Annotated in this window: 13 protein-coding genes and 1 pseudogene; 9 read left to right on the top strand and 5 right to left on the bottom strand. The window is 43.3% G+C overall.

Annotated features, from left to right (window positions below; genetic code table 11):
• Positions 1-34: 34 nt before the first annotated feature.
• The gene (locus NLP_RS26115; protein WP_104908868.1) at positions 35-3,040 is read right to left on the bottom strand and encodes an MFS transporter; all 3,006 of its coding nucleotides are present in this window, start codon (positions 3,038-3,040) and stop codon (positions 35-37) included.
• 307 nt (positions 3,041-3,347) lie between these two features.
• Positions 3,348-3,881 carry a translation initiation factor IF-3 gene (gene infC / locus NLP_RS26110; RefSeq protein WP_104908867.1) on the bottom strand — a complete coding sequence of 178 codons (534 nt, stop codon included), beginning with the start codon at positions 3,879-3,881 and terminating at the stop codon, positions 3,348-3,350.
• Positions 3,882-4,268: 387 nt separating this feature from the next.
• On the opposite strand from infC, the pseudogene NLP_RS35220 reads away from it, so the two are divergent.
• A pseudogene (locus tag NLP_RS35220) lies at positions 4,269-4,450 on the top strand (hypothetical protein); the annotation flags it as partial.
• Positions 4,451-4,955: 505 nt separating this feature from the next.
• Here the strand turns inward: NLP_RS35220 and dps are convergent.
• From dps to NLP_RS26090, 3 genes are all read right to left on the bottom strand, one after another.
• Positions 4,956-5,528 (bottom strand): DNA starvation/stationary phase protection protein Dps, encoded by a 573-nt coding sequence (dps, locus tag NLP_RS26100; protein WP_104908866.1) that lies wholly within the window; start codon positions 5,526-5,528, stop codon positions 4,956-4,958.
• A 114-nt stretch (positions 5,529-5,642) separates the two neighbouring features.
• Positions 5,643-6,692, bottom strand: coding sequence for an aldo/keto reductase (locus NLP_RS26095; protein WP_104908865.1), 1,050 nt, complete (start codon positions 6,690-6,692; stop codon positions 5,643-5,645).
• Positions 6,693-7,073: 381 nt separating this feature from the next.
• On the bottom strand, positions 7,074-7,598 hold the full coding sequence (locus NLP_RS26090) for a calcium-binding protein (RefSeq protein ID WP_104908864.1): 525 nt from the start codon (positions 7,596-7,598) through the stop codon (positions 7,074-7,076).
• Between the two features lie 306 nt (positions 7,599-7,904).
• Between NLP_RS26090 and NLP_RS26085 the strand changes: the two genes are divergently transcribed.
• The 8 genes from NLP_RS26085 to NLP_RS26050 all read left to right on the top strand — a co-directional run bounded on the left by NLP_RS26085 (position 7,905) and on the right by NLP_RS26050 (position 17,441).
• Positions 7,905-8,126, top strand: coding sequence for an SDR family oxidoreductase (locus NLP_RS26085; protein ID WP_267894949.1), 222 nt, complete (start codon positions 7,905-7,907; stop codon positions 8,124-8,126).
• Positions 8,127-8,230: 104 nt separating this feature from the next.
• A complete protein-coding gene (locus NLP_RS26080; RefSeq protein WP_104908862.1) occupies positions 8,231-8,635 on the top strand; it encodes a thiol-disulfide oxidoreductase DCC family protein in 405 nt (134 codons plus the stop codon).
• A gap of 393 nt (positions 8,636-9,028) precedes the next feature.
• A complete protein-coding gene (gene treZ / locus NLP_RS26075; RefSeq protein ID WP_104908861.1) occupies positions 9,029-10,876 on the top strand; it encodes a malto-oligosyltrehalose trehalohydrolase in 1,848 nt (615 codons plus the stop codon).
• A 425-nt stretch (positions 10,877-11,301) separates the two neighbouring features.
• Complete coding sequence (treY, locus tag NLP_RS26070) at positions 11,302-14,094, top strand: malto-oligosyltrehalose synthase (protein ID WP_104908860.1); 2,793 nt, start codon at positions 11,302-11,304, stop codon at positions 14,092-14,094.
• Between the two features lie 351 nt (positions 14,095-14,445).
• Complete coding sequence (locus tag NLP_RS26065; protein ID WP_104908859.1) at positions 14,446-15,987, top strand: trehalase family glycosidase; 1,542 nt, start codon at positions 14,446-14,448, stop codon at positions 15,985-15,987.
• A 176-nt stretch (positions 15,988-16,163) separates the two neighbouring features.
• A complete protein-coding gene (locus NLP_RS26060) occupies positions 16,164-16,448 on the top strand; it encodes a BrnT family toxin (RefSeq protein WP_104908858.1) in 285 nt (94 codons plus the stop codon).
• Positions 16,423-16,674, top strand: a complete 252-nt coding sequence (locus NLP_RS26055; RefSeq protein ID WP_104908857.1) for a BrnA antitoxin family protein — start codon at positions 16,423-16,425, stop codon at positions 16,672-16,674. Before NLP_RS26060 ends, NLP_RS26055 begins: the two co-directional genes overlap by 26 nt.
• 125 nt (positions 16,675-16,799) lie before the next feature.
• On the top strand, positions 16,800-17,441 hold the full coding sequence (locus tag NLP_RS26050) for a DUF938 domain-containing protein (RefSeq protein ID WP_104908856.1): 642 nt from the start codon (positions 16,800-16,802) through the stop codon (positions 17,439-17,441).
• The last annotated feature ends 116 nt before the right edge of the window (positions 17,442-17,557 follow it).

Here is a 17,557-nt window from a genome sequence, read left to right as displayed (position 1 = left end):
TTTCTACTCCTGACAAATTCCAGGGGAGGTATTTTCAATTGTAATTTTTGAATTGGTATTTTTCGAGCAACTCTTTAACTTGAGCAGCCACCAGAGGATGTGGATCTTTTTGTAACTGGGGTAAGATTTGCAGGAGAACGCGATATGAAACCATATTTAAGTATGCGATCGCAGCTTCCCTAACAAAGCCAGTTGGATGACGCAAACTCACTAATATCTCAGAACTGGTCAGTCGGATGCGTGTCACTTGAGCATAATGAAAACAGCAAGCTAGACACCAGTCAGAAAGGAAATTACCCAACATCAGCAATCTGTGGAGGCGATCGCTAACTATCATGTTCTCATATTCTACGATCTTGGCTTCGACAAGATATTGTAATTTTTCTGCCTGTGGTCGGTTATCTAAAATATTCAGCAATAAAGACTTTGAAGACAAAGTTACGGTATGCTCTAAGATTTCTAAGCCCCGCGCTAAGTTTACCACTGAGAGCGATCGCAGATTAAATGCTGCTGCCTGCATCTTTTCTGGCGAGTAAAGCAGTTTCAGTAATAGTAGCAGCCGCTCTTTGACATCCAATTCCAATTCTAGAAGCGCGCGTTGCAGTAATTCAGAGACAATCACAATCCTCTGATTGGATTGATGATTTTCTTTTTGGTCTAGTGTTTGGAAGTCAATGTATGCGGCGTAAATTTCACCTAAAAATTTTAATTCCTGCTTAATTAAATTTTCTACCCGACTTTCATAAAATCGATCTACTAAACCTTTAAGTCCTGGTTGTTTGTGTATTTTTAGTAAGCTGCGAAGAATATGATCCCTAGTAGTACCCCAGGATGTTTCCAACTTTTCCCATAAAATCTCCAATGCTTGCTGGGTGCCGACTTGAGCAATGGTGCGCCAAGCGTACATCCGCACTACTTCTGGTTTGTAAATATTGATAGCCAACCGCAACAGCATTTCTAAAGCTTCATTTTCTAGTCGCACTAGGGCTGACATAGCTGTACTGCGGGTTGATTTGTAATAAAGTGCTGCAATCAGTGCTGAATAGTACTCTTCTAAATGGGTGGCTGCAATCATTTCTAATACGGCACAGCGCACCCGTAACGACTCATCTTGTAATAAATTTGGGATGTGAATCCGCAATGCTTGCAAATAAACTGCTTCTCTCAGCGCTCTAACTCCATTCACCCGTTCCCGTTCTTGCTTATGAGTCAGCATCCGGCGCATGGTTTGAGTAGCTGCTACCTTTTGCATGGGCGTTCCCTGGCGTAAGACTAAAGCGGCGGCGGTGGCGCGGATGAGTGAGTTTTGGCGGGGGTGTAAATATCCTTCTAAGAGGCTTAAATTGGGATTTGGTTCAGCCAGCCAAACGTAGCGCAACGCTAAAGCAAAAACTTCGGGGTTAGTTTCTTGGGATTCTTCTAACAAAGGACGGATGGCGGCTAAATAAACCGGATTTACACCTCCCATCAGCATCACTTCCAAACTTTGGCGCTGCAAATCTGGGGTTAACTTCAATAGTAGAGGTGCTAAAACTTCCGCAGCTCCAAGGGAATCAATTTGGGCTAAAAGTTCAATACAAGAGCGTTTATCAGCCTCACTACCTTTTTCTGCTAAAGCTTTGACTACACCCTGTTTGAAAAATCGTAAGCCGACATTGGTTGCGCTCAAGTGACCCCGCGCCACACTCAAGACTAACAGTTCCACATAACGCGATCGCAATTCCCAAACTACTGTTAAACAAGTGCCAGTTATCAGCATTGTTTCTGCTACCAACACCCATTTTTGTAGTGGTTCGGGTACAAACCGCCCACAAAAGAAGATAGTCACAAAAATTAGCGCTCCTGTCAAACCTGTAGCGATCGCTTCGGCTGTTCCACCGGATAAAGTCTGCATCCGGCTGCGAATTGCCTCTGGAATCGGTTGGTACAGGATGGGGCCGCTACTCATGACAAAGGTATAACGCAGAAGTTCATCGCAGAATTTGACAAGTATCAGACCCCAGAAAAAGCTTTGCGATTGCATAGCTGGAATTAAATGCAGCAATACCAGCACTCCTGGGAGTGAAAAGCCGACGGTGATTGGTAAAAGCGTGGCAGTGAAAAATACCCCCATCCGTTCGATGAGTCGGCTGGAAAAAAACCACTGCAACAACAACTCACACAGTCCCAACATCCCACCAAAAAGACCCAAAAAGCTCGCAAGTTCTCGGTCGCTCAAATTGGATTGGAGTTCGCGTAAATACTGAAAATCTATTAACAACCCAATGACTTGCAACAAACCTACAAAAGCAAACAACTGCCAAACGTATCGCTTCAGTGGACTTTTAATGAAACGCTCTCGTGAAGCTTGTTGTTCAGGAGCTAGTCTTTGTGGGGTTTCAGGAAAAGCTGCTCGATAGTGATGAGTTAAATAGAATAGAATCCCCGATCCTAATAAAATCACCATACAGGCGATGAGGATGATCTTATTTAGCGTGGTGTATTGCACTAGCCAAGGCAAACTAAAGCCACTGATCACATCTGCTACTAAAAGACCACTACTCACCAGTGGGTAAGTCCGTTTAATCTCCCGAATATTAAATATTTGGTTGGCGACGATGGAGGTGTTGAGGTCATTGACCACATAAAGTGCATCTACCCATAGCCGTAGTAGAAATGCCGAAATAACTGCCAGGTAGGAAAAATGCGATCCCCAACGTAATACAACTAATAAAACTAATGGCATCAACATACAAGGTGCGATCACCACAATTACCCGACGTAAGGGAAAAATCTTTTGCAGCCAAGAGTATAAAAAGACCAGTCCGGCACTCATTGCTGCACTAGCAATATACATCCACGGCAGTAGATGAGTCCCATATTCATCCAAAAACAGTGCCACCGTACTGTCTTCTGCCCACCGCAATCCTACACATACAATTGTATAAAAAAGAAACATTATCTGGGTTCGTTCGCTCTCCTCTGGTCGGAGATTCACCCACTGTAGTAGTCGTGGTAAAGCAACTTTATTTGCAGCCAACCAGTGATTTTTCAGTTCCATGCAGTTTTATTTTCTGGTAGTATCACCGCGCGAGCGGGGGCAAGGGAGCAGAGGGGGAAGAAATATACCTCCTTGTCCCCCCTGTCCCCTCCATCCCCTGGAAATAGCAAAAGTCCTGAGCAACTGAGTATTATGTTTCCCACTCGGCGTTCAGGACTATCGATTTTAGATAAATTTAAATGCTTTCGTAGGAATGCACAGCTAACTGTGCGCCGAAAGTGCATATTGCATCCAAATGAAAGATGAAAAAATCCCCTGACTTCTAGCCAGGGGATTTTCAAACTTAGTCTATTAAACAGTTAGAGAATTATTTTTTAGGCGAGATGAGCATCATCATGTTTCGTCCTTCTTTTTTAGGCGCTTGTTGAAGCTCACCAAAAGGCTCCAAATCCGTTGCCATTCGCTTGAGCAAATCTTCTGCTAGGTCGCTGTGTTGAATTTCTCGACCCCGGAACATCACAGTCGCTTTGACTTTATCGCCATCTTTCAAAAAGCGCTCTGCTTGCTTAACACGCACGTTGTAGTCGTGTTCTTCTATTTTGTAGCGCATCTTAACTTCTTTGACATCAGCCGTGTGCTGCTTTTTCCGGGCTTCCCGCGCCTTTTTTTCCTGTTCAAACTTGTATTTCCCGTAGTCCATAATCCGACAAACTGGCGGGTCAGCTTTATCGCTGATTAGCACCAAATCTAGCTCTTTTTCTTCTGCTAGTTGTAGTGCTTCCTGTGGGGGCATAATTCCCAGTTGAGCACCGTCAGTGTCAATCACCCGAATTTTCGGGAAGCGAATTCGTTCGTTAATTTGGGGCAGATCGCGAGTTCTTTTCTTCTCAATCACAGCCATTATGATTTGTAGGAGCTCTTAAATGAAGGATTTGGTGTGGTCTAAATTGGTATGCCTCAGAGGCAAAATACAGAAGTAACTCAGGACTGAAAACATAGTCTTCAATTCTAGGGTAACTAATCTATAAAATAGTTGCCTCGTTGTATTTGTCATTTTACTCAGTCTGAGAGAATTTCTCTGCAATAGTTAATCTAAATTAGACAACCTAGACTCATATTAAATATTATTACAATTATTTAGCAAGATTTTTTGCGATCGCATTGAGTCACAAAATCAGGACTAGTCCTTGAGCGTTTTGTGAAAGAGAGTCCAGTATAGGTGGCGATGGTTCGTGGCGTTTAACTGTTCTGGTGTTAATCTTGGCATTTCGTCAAACTTACCAAGTCTGGCGAAAATACCCGCTTGCGCCATTACCTAGCAAGACTACACCGAAAAACACTCTGCTATTTTAAATCTTGGATATGCTTAAACATTCAATTCGATTATTACTTCATTTGGTAACGCAAAACACAACAACCAGGTGGTGCTACTTCCCCCGAAGCCTGAATTTGTTGGATAGAGAATTGTAAAGTCGCAATGGCTTGTTGTAGGAGTTCGGCTCTAGAAATAATGTCAGAGTCAACCATCTGGCATTGAAAGTGCGTATGGTGATTGAGGGGGTCGTCGTGTTCGCGAATATATTAGGAGAACAAGTCTAAATAGCGTAGCTTTGAGGTGGGGTTCTTCGGGTTTAATAAGTAATCAAGCAGACATGATATCAATAGACTTCTGGCATGAATCAATGAGCTTTCACCCTAAATCCCTCTCCCAAACTTGGGAGAGGGACTTTGAATTTAGCTCCCTTCCCTCAAAATTGAGAGAAGGGGTTGGGGGATAAGAGCAAATTTTACATTTGTGCAAGAGGTCTAAGTTTTACCACGCAAAACTATCCCTCTCTGAGTCGGACAGGGATAGTTTTGAACTTTAGTTCTAGGTATATTTTGTCGAACTCACATTAAGATACCGTTACAATAGGGTGCTTTAAACCTTAGTCTAATGCACCCTATTAGTAAATCAAGTGTCTCTCAAAAGTGCTTAATTTACACCAGCAGGTATCTTTTGAGTTTGAGTCATACCCGCTTTGCCATTCTCTGCCTTAATTTCTGCTACTTGCAGATGAGCTTCTAAGAACCAGAGTCGTTTGTCAATGGTGCGGGAAATTTCGGTGTAAAGGTCAGCAGTATCGAGGTCGCCTAATTCATCAGTTTTATCGATCGCTTTCCGCAGATGTTTAGCATAAGATGCAAAGCGATCTGCTAAGGCTGTCACATGGTCTTTGCCATCCAAAATATCTAAGGGGTATTCTGGCAGGATGGAATTACTAGCTGCGGCACGGACTGTTCCGAAAGCGTATCCACCTAAAGCTGTGACGCGTTCAGCTAACATATCGATGTACTCTTCCAATTCCCCAGCAAGTTCATCAAATAATAGATGTAACTGGTAGAAGTCAGTTCCTTTTACATTCCAGTGCGCTTGCTTTGCTTGGGTTTTCAGATCGGAAGTAGCTGCCAAGCTTTGGTTGAGAAGTACCACGATTTGCACTCGCACTTCAGCAGGAATGTCAATACGAGTGGGGTACAAACGTGATGTAATAGTGTTGTCGCTCATAGTTCTACGTTAATGCCTTTTGCATCTAACTTTACAGATTTTGGTTGGCTAGATGAAACTCTCTGACGACAGATTATATTAATGGCTGAATGTGTTACTGCTTATGACTCTTAGTCAGATCCGATGGTTTTCTATGGTATTGAATGTACCACCAAAAAGGCGATCGCGGATATCATTATTCTGCAAAAAGTCATGGGGAAAACCCAGTTCAATTTGACTGACTTCATCTAATCGTTGCAGATGTTCTGGCGAGAGGCTGACATCAAGGGAAGCTAAGTTATCTTGAAACTGCGTTAACTTACGTGCCCCAACGATCGGAATAATCACACCACTTTGAGCGCGTAACCAAGCTAATGCTACCTGTGAAGGTGTATGGCCAATTTCTGTCGCAACTTCACTGACAACTTGCGCGATCGCTAAATTCTTTTCAGAAACTTCTCCCCCTAAACTCGCTACTCGCCCTTGTTCGCCGCCTTCTTGACTGGGTTTGTTATACTTTCCTGTCAGCACTCCACCACCCAAGGGCGACCACGGCGTTACTGCCAAATCCAAAGCTTTTGCCATCGGGATCAAGTCCCGCTCTGGTGTTCGCTGAATCAAACTATACTCAATTTGCAGGGCGGTAAACTGCGTCCATCCTTGATAATGGGCGATGGTATTTGCTTGGGAAACAATCCAAGCGGGTGTGTCAGAAATGCCGATGTAAAGTACTTTACCTTGACGGACTACATCATCAAGCGATCGCAAGACTTCTTCAATCGGTGTTGTAAAATCCCAAGCGTGCAACCAGAATAAATCAATGTAATCGGTATTTAGCCGGTTGAGACTACCTTCCAAAGATTGAATTAAATTCTTGCGATGGTTTCCACTGGCGTTTGGGTCGCCCTTCTTGCCATTCATCTGCAACGGAAAGGAATATTTTGTCGCAACGACAAAGCTTTCCCGTTCTTTAGCGATCAACTCGCCGACAATTTTTTCACTGCTACCATCGGTATAACCGTTGGCGGTGTCAATGAAATTTCCTCCTGCTTCTACATAGCTATCAAAGATTTTCCGACTTTCGTCAACAGATGCACCCCAACCCCAATCTTCACCAAAGGTCATGGTTCCCAAGGAGAGTTCAGAGACTCTTAATCCGCTTTTGCCCAAGAGTTTGTATTTCATGAATATTTTCTGATTAATGAAAAAACTAAGCAAATACTATTCCAAAGGCATGATAACTGGAAATCAACGGAATATTTGAGGACAAGCCTTTTAATACTTGTGTTGTCGTGCTATTTAAATGCAACAGTCGCTTTGCAATACTACTCGATTAAGGCTAAAAAATAAAAATGTGTAGGTTCTTTAGCGTTACCCAACCTACAAGAATAAATTATTAAATATACTGTTATTTGAATAATATGAGAAGATTGAAATTGAATATTTTTATATAACTAAGTTTTTAAATTTACGAAACTCGGCTTCTGAGTTTTTTGATGTCTGCTAATGGTGCCATAGTCCATCTAGCTACGGCACCCAAGTCTACAATCTAAAATCCAAAATCTTTTAGGTGATTACTTCGATAATTTGAGGGCCGTTAACGCCGTTTATTTTAGCAATTTCGACAGAGCCAAATTGCGAACCGCTACCATCTTTGTCGAAGAATAGAATCGAGCTACTGGTGTCAACTCTAAAGCGTTGGTTAGGATTGGTGAAAGCACTACCGAAAGTTAATTGAGAACGTTGTAATAGCCCTACTACGAGTCCACCTCCGAATCCAGATGCAGAAACTTGGATTTTATCACCTTGAGATGCCTTTAAGTCATTGATAATATCGCCACCCTCTAAAGCACTGTTGTAACGGAAGATATCAGCTCCTGCTCCACCAGTTAAGATATCTCTACCCAATCCGCCAATTAGAATATCATTACCATCTCTACCATCAAGGTTGTCATTACCCGAACCACCGTTGAGAGTATTGACTCCAGCATTCCCTGTTAAGCGGTCATCTCCATTCAGTCCATTGATTACATCGTTGCCAATAGTAGCGTTAAGAACATCGTTTAGAGGGGTTCCAGTGATATTAGCCATACTTGTTTATTAGATAATTGGTGTTTTAAGATACAAAGTCTGAAAATTAAGGATATACTTACATGTCGCAAGCATCCAGTATTTTCTTGTGCCAATGTGTGTACGAAAAAAGACTATATATTAAATAAGAATCAATACACAAGATTTTTTTGTTAAAAAATAAGAATGCTAATTATTTTTTGTGGCGAGAGTAAATTATATAGTCCTTGTTTGGAAACTATGATTCTAGGACTTTCATGCTGTACAAAGGCATCGTGATATACATTAAAAAATGGATTATTTTAGGATTTTCTTAATTATCCTGCGATCGCTCCGGGAACGATTGAAACTGAAATGTTTCATGAAAAAGTTTCCCCCGGTAGTAAGGAAGAACACCTTTATTCAAGCATGATTCCAATGGATCGGTTCGGTCAGGTTGACGAAATTGCTGCTGCGATCGCCTTTTTCTGCTCTGATGAAGCAGCATTCATCACAGGACAAACCTTATTTGTAGACGGTGGAGCCGGTATCGGTCGCAGTCTAATCTGAGCTTTACTGAGGCAAGAGCGATCGCTACAATTTTCTAAGCTAGAATACCAAAGTTGTGTTTTAAACACATTCGACAATTCAATTGCCAAAGAGCCGTTATTTTGATGAATTACTACGTAATCTACGACGGAAATTGTAATCTCTGCGTTACCTTAGTGCGATCGCTAGAAACCTTAGACCAAGGAAAGCTGTTTCGCTACGCTCCCATGCAAGATGAGCAGACACTTTTACGCTGGGGAATTTCAGCCCAAGACTGCGAACAGGGGATGATTTTAATTGATGGCAATCAACCTCAAAGACGTTGGCAAGGCAGTAATGCAGCAGAAGAAATTGGGCGGTTATTGCCAGCAGGAAGTATATTTGTAGACGCTTATCGAGCCTTACCGGGGATGAAATGGGCAGGCGATCGCTTTTACGAACAAATCCGCGATAACCGCTACACCATATTTGGTAAGCGTTCTAGTACTTATGAATCGTCATACTGTGTGGATGGTAGCTGCAAGCCGTAGGTAGTACAGGTGAGGGTATTCCCAGTCTGAGGCAGGAAGCAGGGAGCAGGGAAATGTATTGGCTTTGAGACAAATACGCATTATTTATCGTCGCACTTTCCATTCAAAATAAATATTTTTCGCTTGAGCATAAATACATTTATTAGCTCGTAACCCTTGACTGTTGGGCAATTCCAGCATCTTTCTCCCCCTGCCCCCTGCCCCCTGCTCCCCTGCCTTTTTGGTCATTAGACAGAATTTATTCTACTAAAAAATCCGCCTCCAGGTGCTAGCAAAAAGTCTGGTAGACGAACCATTATGCTATCTGGCGTGTTTGTAAACATTGTGCAATCAATGACATTGCGATCGCGACCATAATTCGGCACAACAAAGAATCTGACGGGAGGATACTGCGTGAAAATTGGTGCTAACTACTTGGGGAACGGAGAGTGTGAATTTACAGTTTGGTCTCCGCTATTAGATAGCGTTACGGTAAAAATTTTGACGCCAGAAGAGCAGTTAATTCCTCTCAAGCCTCAATCTGAGGGATACTGGCAGACCAAAGTCAACGATGTGTATCCAGGTACGCTTTATCAGTATGTCTTAAATGGTCAAGACACCTTTGCCGATCCGGCGTCGCAGTATCAACCGGAAGGGGTGCATGGGCCGTCGCAAATTATCGATCATCATTTTGAGTGGACTGATGAAGGCTGGACGGGTATTCCTGTGGAGTCGATGATTTTCTATGAAGTTCATGTTGGAACATTCACGCCGGAAGGAACTTTCACCGCGATCATTCCCCGTTTACCAGAACTGAGGGAACTGGGAATTAACGCCATTGAAATCATGCCCATTTCCCAGGTTCCGGGAGACACTCATATTGAGGCAACTCTTGCATATCGCAACTGGGGTTATGATGGCGTTTACCCTTATGCTGTGCAAAATTCCTATGGTAGTCCAGCCGAACTCAAGCAACTGGTAAATGCTTGCCACCAAAATGATATCGCCGTTGTGCTGGATGTGGTGTATAACCACTTTGGGCCGGAAGGCAACTATATGAGTCAGTTCGCACCCTACTTTACTCAAACCTATAAAACGCCGTGGGGCGAAGCGCTGAATTTCGATGATGCCCATAGTCAAGGTGTGCGAAATTATTTTATCGAAAATGCGCTGTACTGGTTGGGTGAGTTTCACATTGATGCATTGCGGTTGGATGCCGTTCAAGCAATTTACGACTTGGGGGCGAAGCATTTTTTGTGGGAATTGGCGGAAGCTGTTCATCATTTCTCACAACAAGGGCAAAGATGGAAACGCCATCTAGTTGCCGAAAGTGATATGAATAATCCGCAATTAATTCGTCCAGCAGAATTGGGTGGATATGGACTCGATGCTCAGTGGAGTGATGATTTCCACCATGCATTGCACGCACTTTTGACAGGCGATCGCCAAGGATATTATCAAGATTTTGGGCAGGTTGCGGATCTAGCAAAAGCTTATGAAGATACTTTTATCTACGATTGGAAGTACGCACCACACCGCAACCGATTTCATGGCGTATCTTGCCGCGATCGCCCTTTATCACAGTTTACAATCTGCATTCAGAATCACGACCAAATCGGCAATCAAATGAAAGGAGAACGCCTTACCCAGCGCATCTCTTTTGAGGGATTAAAGTTAGCCGCCGGTGCTGTGCTGCTGTCGCCCAACTTACCTCTGTTGTTCATGGGAGAGGAATACGGTGAAACTGCACCCTTCATTTACTTTGTCAGTCACTCCGATCCTGATTTAATTCAATTAGTTCGAGCCGGACGCAAGCAAGAATTTGAAGCATTTCACTTTGCAGACGATCCCCCAGATCCAGAATCGGCAGAAACTTTTCTAAAGTCCAAACTTAATTGGGAATTACGTCATGAAGGTAAGCACAAAGTTCTGTGGGATTGGTATCGTCAGTTAATTAATTTACGGAAGACGCATCCAGCCCTTTTGAATCAAGACCGCAATTTCATCCAAGCGACTAGCGATAAAGAGAAGGATTTGGTGATCGTGCGTCGTTGGTGCGAATCAAGTGAAGTCATATTTGTGATGAATTTCAATTCATCGGCGGTGACAGTGACTTTGCCGAGTCAACACAATGTTCATAAGCTATTAGACTCAGCAGATACCTCATGGTCTGGGCATGGTTCTGAAGCCCCTGAAAGTCTGTCTGTGGGACAAGAAGTGAAATTGCAACCTACTAGTCTAGTACTCTATGAAAAAGGATGAGGGGGAGAGTTAGAACTTAAAGTTTCACCCTAATAACATCAACGTTCGAGCAAAAAGGCTTAACGTTCGAGCAAAAAGGCTCAATGTTCGAGCAAAAAGGCTCAATGTTTGAGTAAAAAGGCTCAACGTTCGAGTCAAAAGGCTCAACGTTCGAGCAAAAAGGCTCAATGTTTGAGTAAAAAGGCTTAACGTTCGAGTAAAAAGGCTCAACGTTCGAGTAAAAAGGCTTAACGTTCGAGTAAAAAGGCTCAAACTCCCTCACCTCTCAAACCATTTCAGATAAGATCCCCCCGCCTGCGGCGACCCCCTTAAAAAGGGGGTAAAGATCGGAAAAAGCCCCCCTTTTTAAGGGGGGTTGGGGGGATCTTCGAGAGACAAACATCTTAACCGAACCGTATCGCCCCATCTCTCATTAGAACAAACTCATGCGAATTCCTACCGCCACTTATCGAATTCAGTTTACACCTCAGTTTGGCTTTGACAACGCTAAAGCGATCGCAGCTTATCTAGCAGATTTGGGCGTTTCTGATTTATATGCCTCTCCCATTTTCAAGGCCCGATCCGGGAGTACACACGGCTACGATATAGTAGATGCCACTCAACTCAATCCAGAATTAGGAACTAATGAGTCCTTTGATGCGTTAGTTGATCAAATCCAATCCCTTGGTATGGGCTGGTTACAAGATATTGTGCCCAACCACATGGCCTATAGCAGCGAAAACGATTACTTGATGGACGTATTGGAACACGGGCCAGATTCCAGCTATACCGACTACTTCGACCTTTCTTGGAATGCACCCTTTGGCGATCGCCAAGAGCGAATTCTCGCGCCGCTATTGGGAGATTTCTATGGTGTATCCCTGGAAAACGGACACATTAAACTGCAATATGAACAAAACGGTTTAACTGTCAACTATTACAGCTTGAAATTGCCACTGCGCTTAGAATCTTACACAAAATTTATCACCTATAATTTAGGTAAACTCACCCGGACACTGGGACGCAATCACCCCGATTTTATTAAGCTATTGGGGATTCTCTACATTCTCAAAAATGTGCCTTCAGAGGTGGCGGGTAAACAACGACAAGACCAGATTGCATTTATTAAAGGATTAGTTTGGGAACTCTACACCACAAACGATGCCATCCACGAGTTCATTGACGAAAATCTCCAAACTTTCAACGGAGAACCCGGTAATTCCGAAAGCTTTAACCTCCTAGATGAATTACTGAATGACCAGTTTTTCCGTCTTGCTTTTTGGAAGGTTGGCGCAGAGGAAATGAACTACCGCCGTTTCTTTACTGTCAACGAACTGATTTCCGTTAAAGTTGAAGAAGCGCGGGTTTTTAATAATACTCATAGCCTAATTCAAAAGCTGGTTGAGGAGGGTAAGTTTACAGGTTTACGCATCGATCATATTGATGGACTTTATAACCCAATCCAGTATCTCGAAAGGCTGCGGGAAAAAATGGGTGATGTTTATATAACTGTTGAGAAGATTTTAGAACTCACTGAAGAACTACCGGAAAATTGGGGAATTGAAGGAACATCTGGATATGACTTTCTCAACTATGTAAATGGCGTATTTTGTCAAACAGAAAATCAATCACAGTTCGATAAAATATACCAGAACTTTATCGGTTCCAGAGCAGATTATGCCTCACTAGTCAAGGATAAAAAGCACCTGATACTAGAAAAGAATTTAGCAGGTGACATTGACAGTTTGGCTCTTTTATTAAAAAATATCTCCAGCAAATATCGCTATGGCAATGATTTTACGCTGAATGGATTAAAAAGAGCGATCGCTGAAGTTTTGACACTGTTCCCAATTTACCGTACCTACATTACGCCCGATGGAATTGGAGATAGCGATCGCGCTACTATTCAAGAAGTAATTCGCCAAGCCAAAGAACAAACACCCCTGTTGCAGCACGAACTGACCTTTATTGAAAAGTTAATGCTGCTAGAGTTTGATAATTCTCTGACTCAAACAGAACGCGAACAATGGATATATTTTGTCTTGCGAATGCAGCAATACAGCGGCCCGCTAATGGCAAAAGGCGTCGAAGACACCACATTATATGTATACAATCGCTTGCTATCGTTGAATGAAGTCGGGGGTAATCCCGGTCATTTTGGGATTCCAGTAACCAAATTTCACGCCTTTAACAAACAGCACCAAGCAACCTGGCCCCACACCATGAACACCACCGCCACCCACGACACCAAACGCGGCGAAGATGTCCGGGCTAGATTGAATGTCCTTTCAGAAATCCCCGATGAGTGGGATCAGCAGGTAAATACTTGGAGCGCCATTAATCGAGGACATCGTAGCGATCGCCACGGCTTCGCTATCCCCGATCGCAACGATGAGTATTTTCTCTATCAAACCCTAGTAGGGGCGTTTCCTTTTGCCGAACACGAACATGCATCTTTCGTGGAACGGATGAAGGATTATATAATAAAGGCAATACGAGAAGCAAAAGTGCATACAGCCTGGTTACGACCTGATAGCGAGTATGAAGAAGCTTGCACTTCCTTTATTGGGAAAGTACTCGATCCTTCCATCTCCGGGGAATTTCTACAAGCCTTTCGTCCCTTTCAACAGCGAATTGCAGACTATGGGATATTTAATTCCCTTTCCCAAACTCTACTGAAGATGACCGTACCCGGCGTACCCGACTTATACCAGGGAACGGAACTTTGGGAACTGAGTCTAGTCGATCCAGACAATCGCCGTCCCGTGGATTTTGAACAGCGACGTACTTACTTAAGCGCCATCCGCGAACAGGCAAAAACAGACATTCTCGGACTAATTCAGGAGTTACTAAACGACAAAACAGACGGCAGAATCAAACTGTTTTTAACGGCTCAATTACTCCAAGCTAGAACAAACTATGTCTCATTATTTCAGGATGGCGACTATCTGCCGTTAGAAGTTCAGGGAACCTACGCCAATCACATTATCGCCTTTGCGCGGCGGGAGGGGAATCAAACAGCGATCGCGATCGCGCCACGCTTTTTAACTAGCCTCATCCAGCCTGGAGACAATCCCTTGGGCGAGTCAGTTTGGCAAGATACGCATCTGCAATTACCCTCTGGAACTTCTCACTCCTGGAAAAACGTCCTAACTCAGCAATCCTTAAAGGCTACAGAAACCCTATCTATCGCAGCAGCCCTCGCTCATTTTCCAGTTGCGTTGTTAGTCAGTGATTAAGGGGTATTGGGCAAAAGAGGCAGAGGTGCAAAGGGGCAGAGGGGCAGAGGGGTAGAGGGGTAGAGGGGTAGAGGCGCACAGAGAAGGGAAAGACTTACTGCTCCCCTGCTCCCCATCTAGCCGGATGAAGGTGATATGTAGATTGAATTTCGTATTTGTTCAACTCCAATCTTCACTTGTTCTTTTAAAATTCTGAAAATTCACAAGTACCGATCTCGAAGTTGCGAGTTCTGAGCTAGTAATGAAATAGGAGTTGCAGTCTCATCCCGACTCACCTTGATAGAGCTACTTCCTGTTTTTAGTCCTTAGTCTCTATTCCCCAGCCCCCCATTTTGAATTTTGAGATGAATTATGACTACTCCAACTCCAGCTTATACCGACACTCAATCAGCACTTACCACCGCGCAGATTGATGCCGTGCGCCTCCACATCAAAAAAACGTGGAAAACCTTAACGCGATCGCACGAACACTTATTACAATCTGCAAGGGATACCAAACTAGAGCACAAAAAAGATGCTTGTTGGATTGTCTACATTTCCCCCTTAGAAGATTCTCCCAAGATTAGAAGTGTGTTGGAGCGATCGCTATCTCCCAAGGATATGGAATGCCTGGAAATTCGCACTTTGCCAAGTGAAGTGGAGGCGATTAAAGATCACGGATTGTTATACCTACCAGGGCCTTATGTCGTACCAGGTGGTCGTTTTAATGAAATGTATGGCTGGGACAGCTACTTTATATTACTGGGGCTTTTGCACGATGGGGAATTAGAACTAGCGCAAAGCCAAGTAGACCAACTGCTGTACCAGGTGCAGAATTACGGCATCATCCTCAATTCCAACCGGACTTATATGCTGTCGCGATCGCAGCCTCCTGTTCTCAGCATGATGGTTTTGGCATTATTCGAGCACACCCAGGATGAAGAGTGGTTAAGGTCAATCGTACCGCTTTTAGAACAGTTTTACTATTACTGGGTAGTTCCGCCCCATTTGAATGCTGCAACCGGCTTATCTAGATTTTATGCCTTTGGGGAAGGCCCCGCGCCAGAAGTTGTGTTCTCCGAGCGGGATGAGCAGGGGAAAAGCCACTACGATCGCGTTAAGGAGTACTATAAAACTTTTGAAGTTGAGGATTATGACGTTAGTCTTTATTACAACCAGGAAACTGACCAACTGACCAACCTATTTTACAAAAGCGATCGCACCATGCGCGAGTCTGGTTTTGATATCACCAACCGATTTGGCCCTTTCAGTGCTGATATCCTCCACTACGCTCCTGTGTGCCTCAACAGTTTGCTGTATCAGGTTGAACTTGACATGGCGCAAATTAAGCATATTCTGGGGAACGAACAATTGGAACAAAAATGGAGCAATCGCGCAGATATCCGCCGCGATCGCATCGATCAATTTCTCTGGGATGAAGAACAGGGACTATATTTCGACTATCATTTCCAGAGTGGAAAACGCCGCCGTTACGAATTTGCTACCACGTTCTATCCTCTTTGGTTGGGAATTGCTTCTCCAACTCAAGCTAAACGCGTTGTCAAAAATCTCTCTTTGTTTGAAGCCCCAGGCGGAATTTTTACCAGTACTCGTGTCACCGGCAACCAGTGGGATGCCCCCTTTGGCTGGGCACCACTGACGTTAATTGCCGTCCAGGGACTTCACCGCTATGGGTATCATACAGAAGGCGATCGCATTGCCAACAAGTTCCTGGCTATGGTAGTTAAAGAATTCGAGCGTCACAATACCCTAGTTGAGAAATATGATGTTGAGCGCTGTTCTGCCAATGTTTCCGACGAAATCTGCTTTGGGTATAGTTCTAACGAAGTTGGTTTCGGCTGGACAAATGGAGCTATTCTGGAACTCTTAGCAATCGGTGATAAAAAAGTTTAAATAAAAAGGCGTGAGTTTTTCCTCATGCCTTGATCTTAATTTTTTACACTTGACTCTAAGCAGGTCTGCGTAAAAATTTGTCGTTGGGATAAGGGTTTTAGTCTAATTTATCTTTCTTCACATAGTTTTGTTTTATTGTGCCAACTTACTTACTTGTATGGATTATGTATAGTTGAATGGAATTTGAATGGGACAAAAACAAAAACCAACAAAATATCCATAAACATGGCATTAGTTTTGAAGAAGCTACAGAAATATTTGACGGTGTTGTTTTCACCTCAATTGATGAACGATACAACTATGAAGAAATTCGAGAAATTAGTATTGGCTCAATCCAAGGCGTTGTAATTATTACCGTCGCCCATACAGACAGAAACGGCAAAATTCGATTAATCTCTGCCCGAAAAGCTACCCCCAAAGAAAGGAGAACCTACTATGAGTATCTCGCCCAATCGACTTAAAAAACTCGAAAATATCCCTGATACAGCAATTGATACTTCAGATATTCCTGAATTAGATCGGCAATTCTGGGAAACAGCTAAAATGGTAAAACCTCTTAACCAAGAAGCCACATTAATTCAACTAGATCAAGATATTCTAGATTGGTTTAAAAGCAAAGGAAAAGGCTACGAATCTCTAATTAACTCCGCTCTCCGCTCTTATATTGAGCAGAATTCATCGCTATAACGCCTTACCTTACTGGCTCGTACCAAATCATCAGGAATAATCACAATGGTTCAATCAGCCCCAAAAGTTCTAACCGTTGATGAATTTATTAGCCATTACGCTAATTTTAAAATATAACAATACCGATGACACCACAAGATGCACGACAATACGCACCAGCAACCCAGCGCAATAGCGAACCAATTATAGAAGTACTTTTACAAGTGTTGCCAAAAAGTGGCACGATATTGGAAATAGCAAGTGGTACTGGCGAACATGCAGTATTTTTTGCCCCCAAGCTAAGTCCTCGTCTGTGGCTGCCAACAGATGCAAATCCACAATTACGAGCCAGCATTACTGCATGGGCTGAACACTTTAGCTGTGATAATATTTATCCACCGCTTGAACTTGATGTCAGAGAACCAGTTTGGGCAGTGGAAAATCCTGGATTTGATTGGCTTAATAAGGAGCCAATTGTCGCGCTCGTCAACATCAATATGATTCACATTTCACCGTGGTTAGCCTGTCTAGGACTGATGGCAGGGGCAGGTCGGATCTTACCAGCAGGAGGTATCCTTTATTTATATGGGCCTTTTAAACAAGGTGGAGAACATACAGCAGGGAGTAATGCAGCTTTTGACAAATCCTTACGCGCCCAAAACCCAGAGTGGGGTGTACGTAACTTGGATGATGTTGTAGCAGTAGCTAGCGCCCAAAATCTTACCTTGAAACAGACTTACCAAATGCCAGCAAATAATCTTTCAGTAGTGTTTGAACGTTCTAAATAGTGAGTAATTTCTAGAGAGCCAGTCCACTAATATATGTTGGCAAAAATAAAGCAAGTGGCGTCAGAGGCTTTGACTTTTGCTCCCCTTCCCTACCAGGGAAGGGGTTGGGGCTAGGT

Origin of the sequence: Nostoc sp. 'Lobaria pulmonaria (5183) cyanobiont' (assembly GCF_002949795.1) — a bacterium.
In the GTDB taxonomy this organism is placed as follows: domain Bacteria; phylum Cyanobacteriota; class Cyanobacteriia; order Cyanobacteriales; family Nostocaceae; genus Nostoc.
This window is presented reverse-complemented; position numbering and strand designations above follow the sequence as displayed.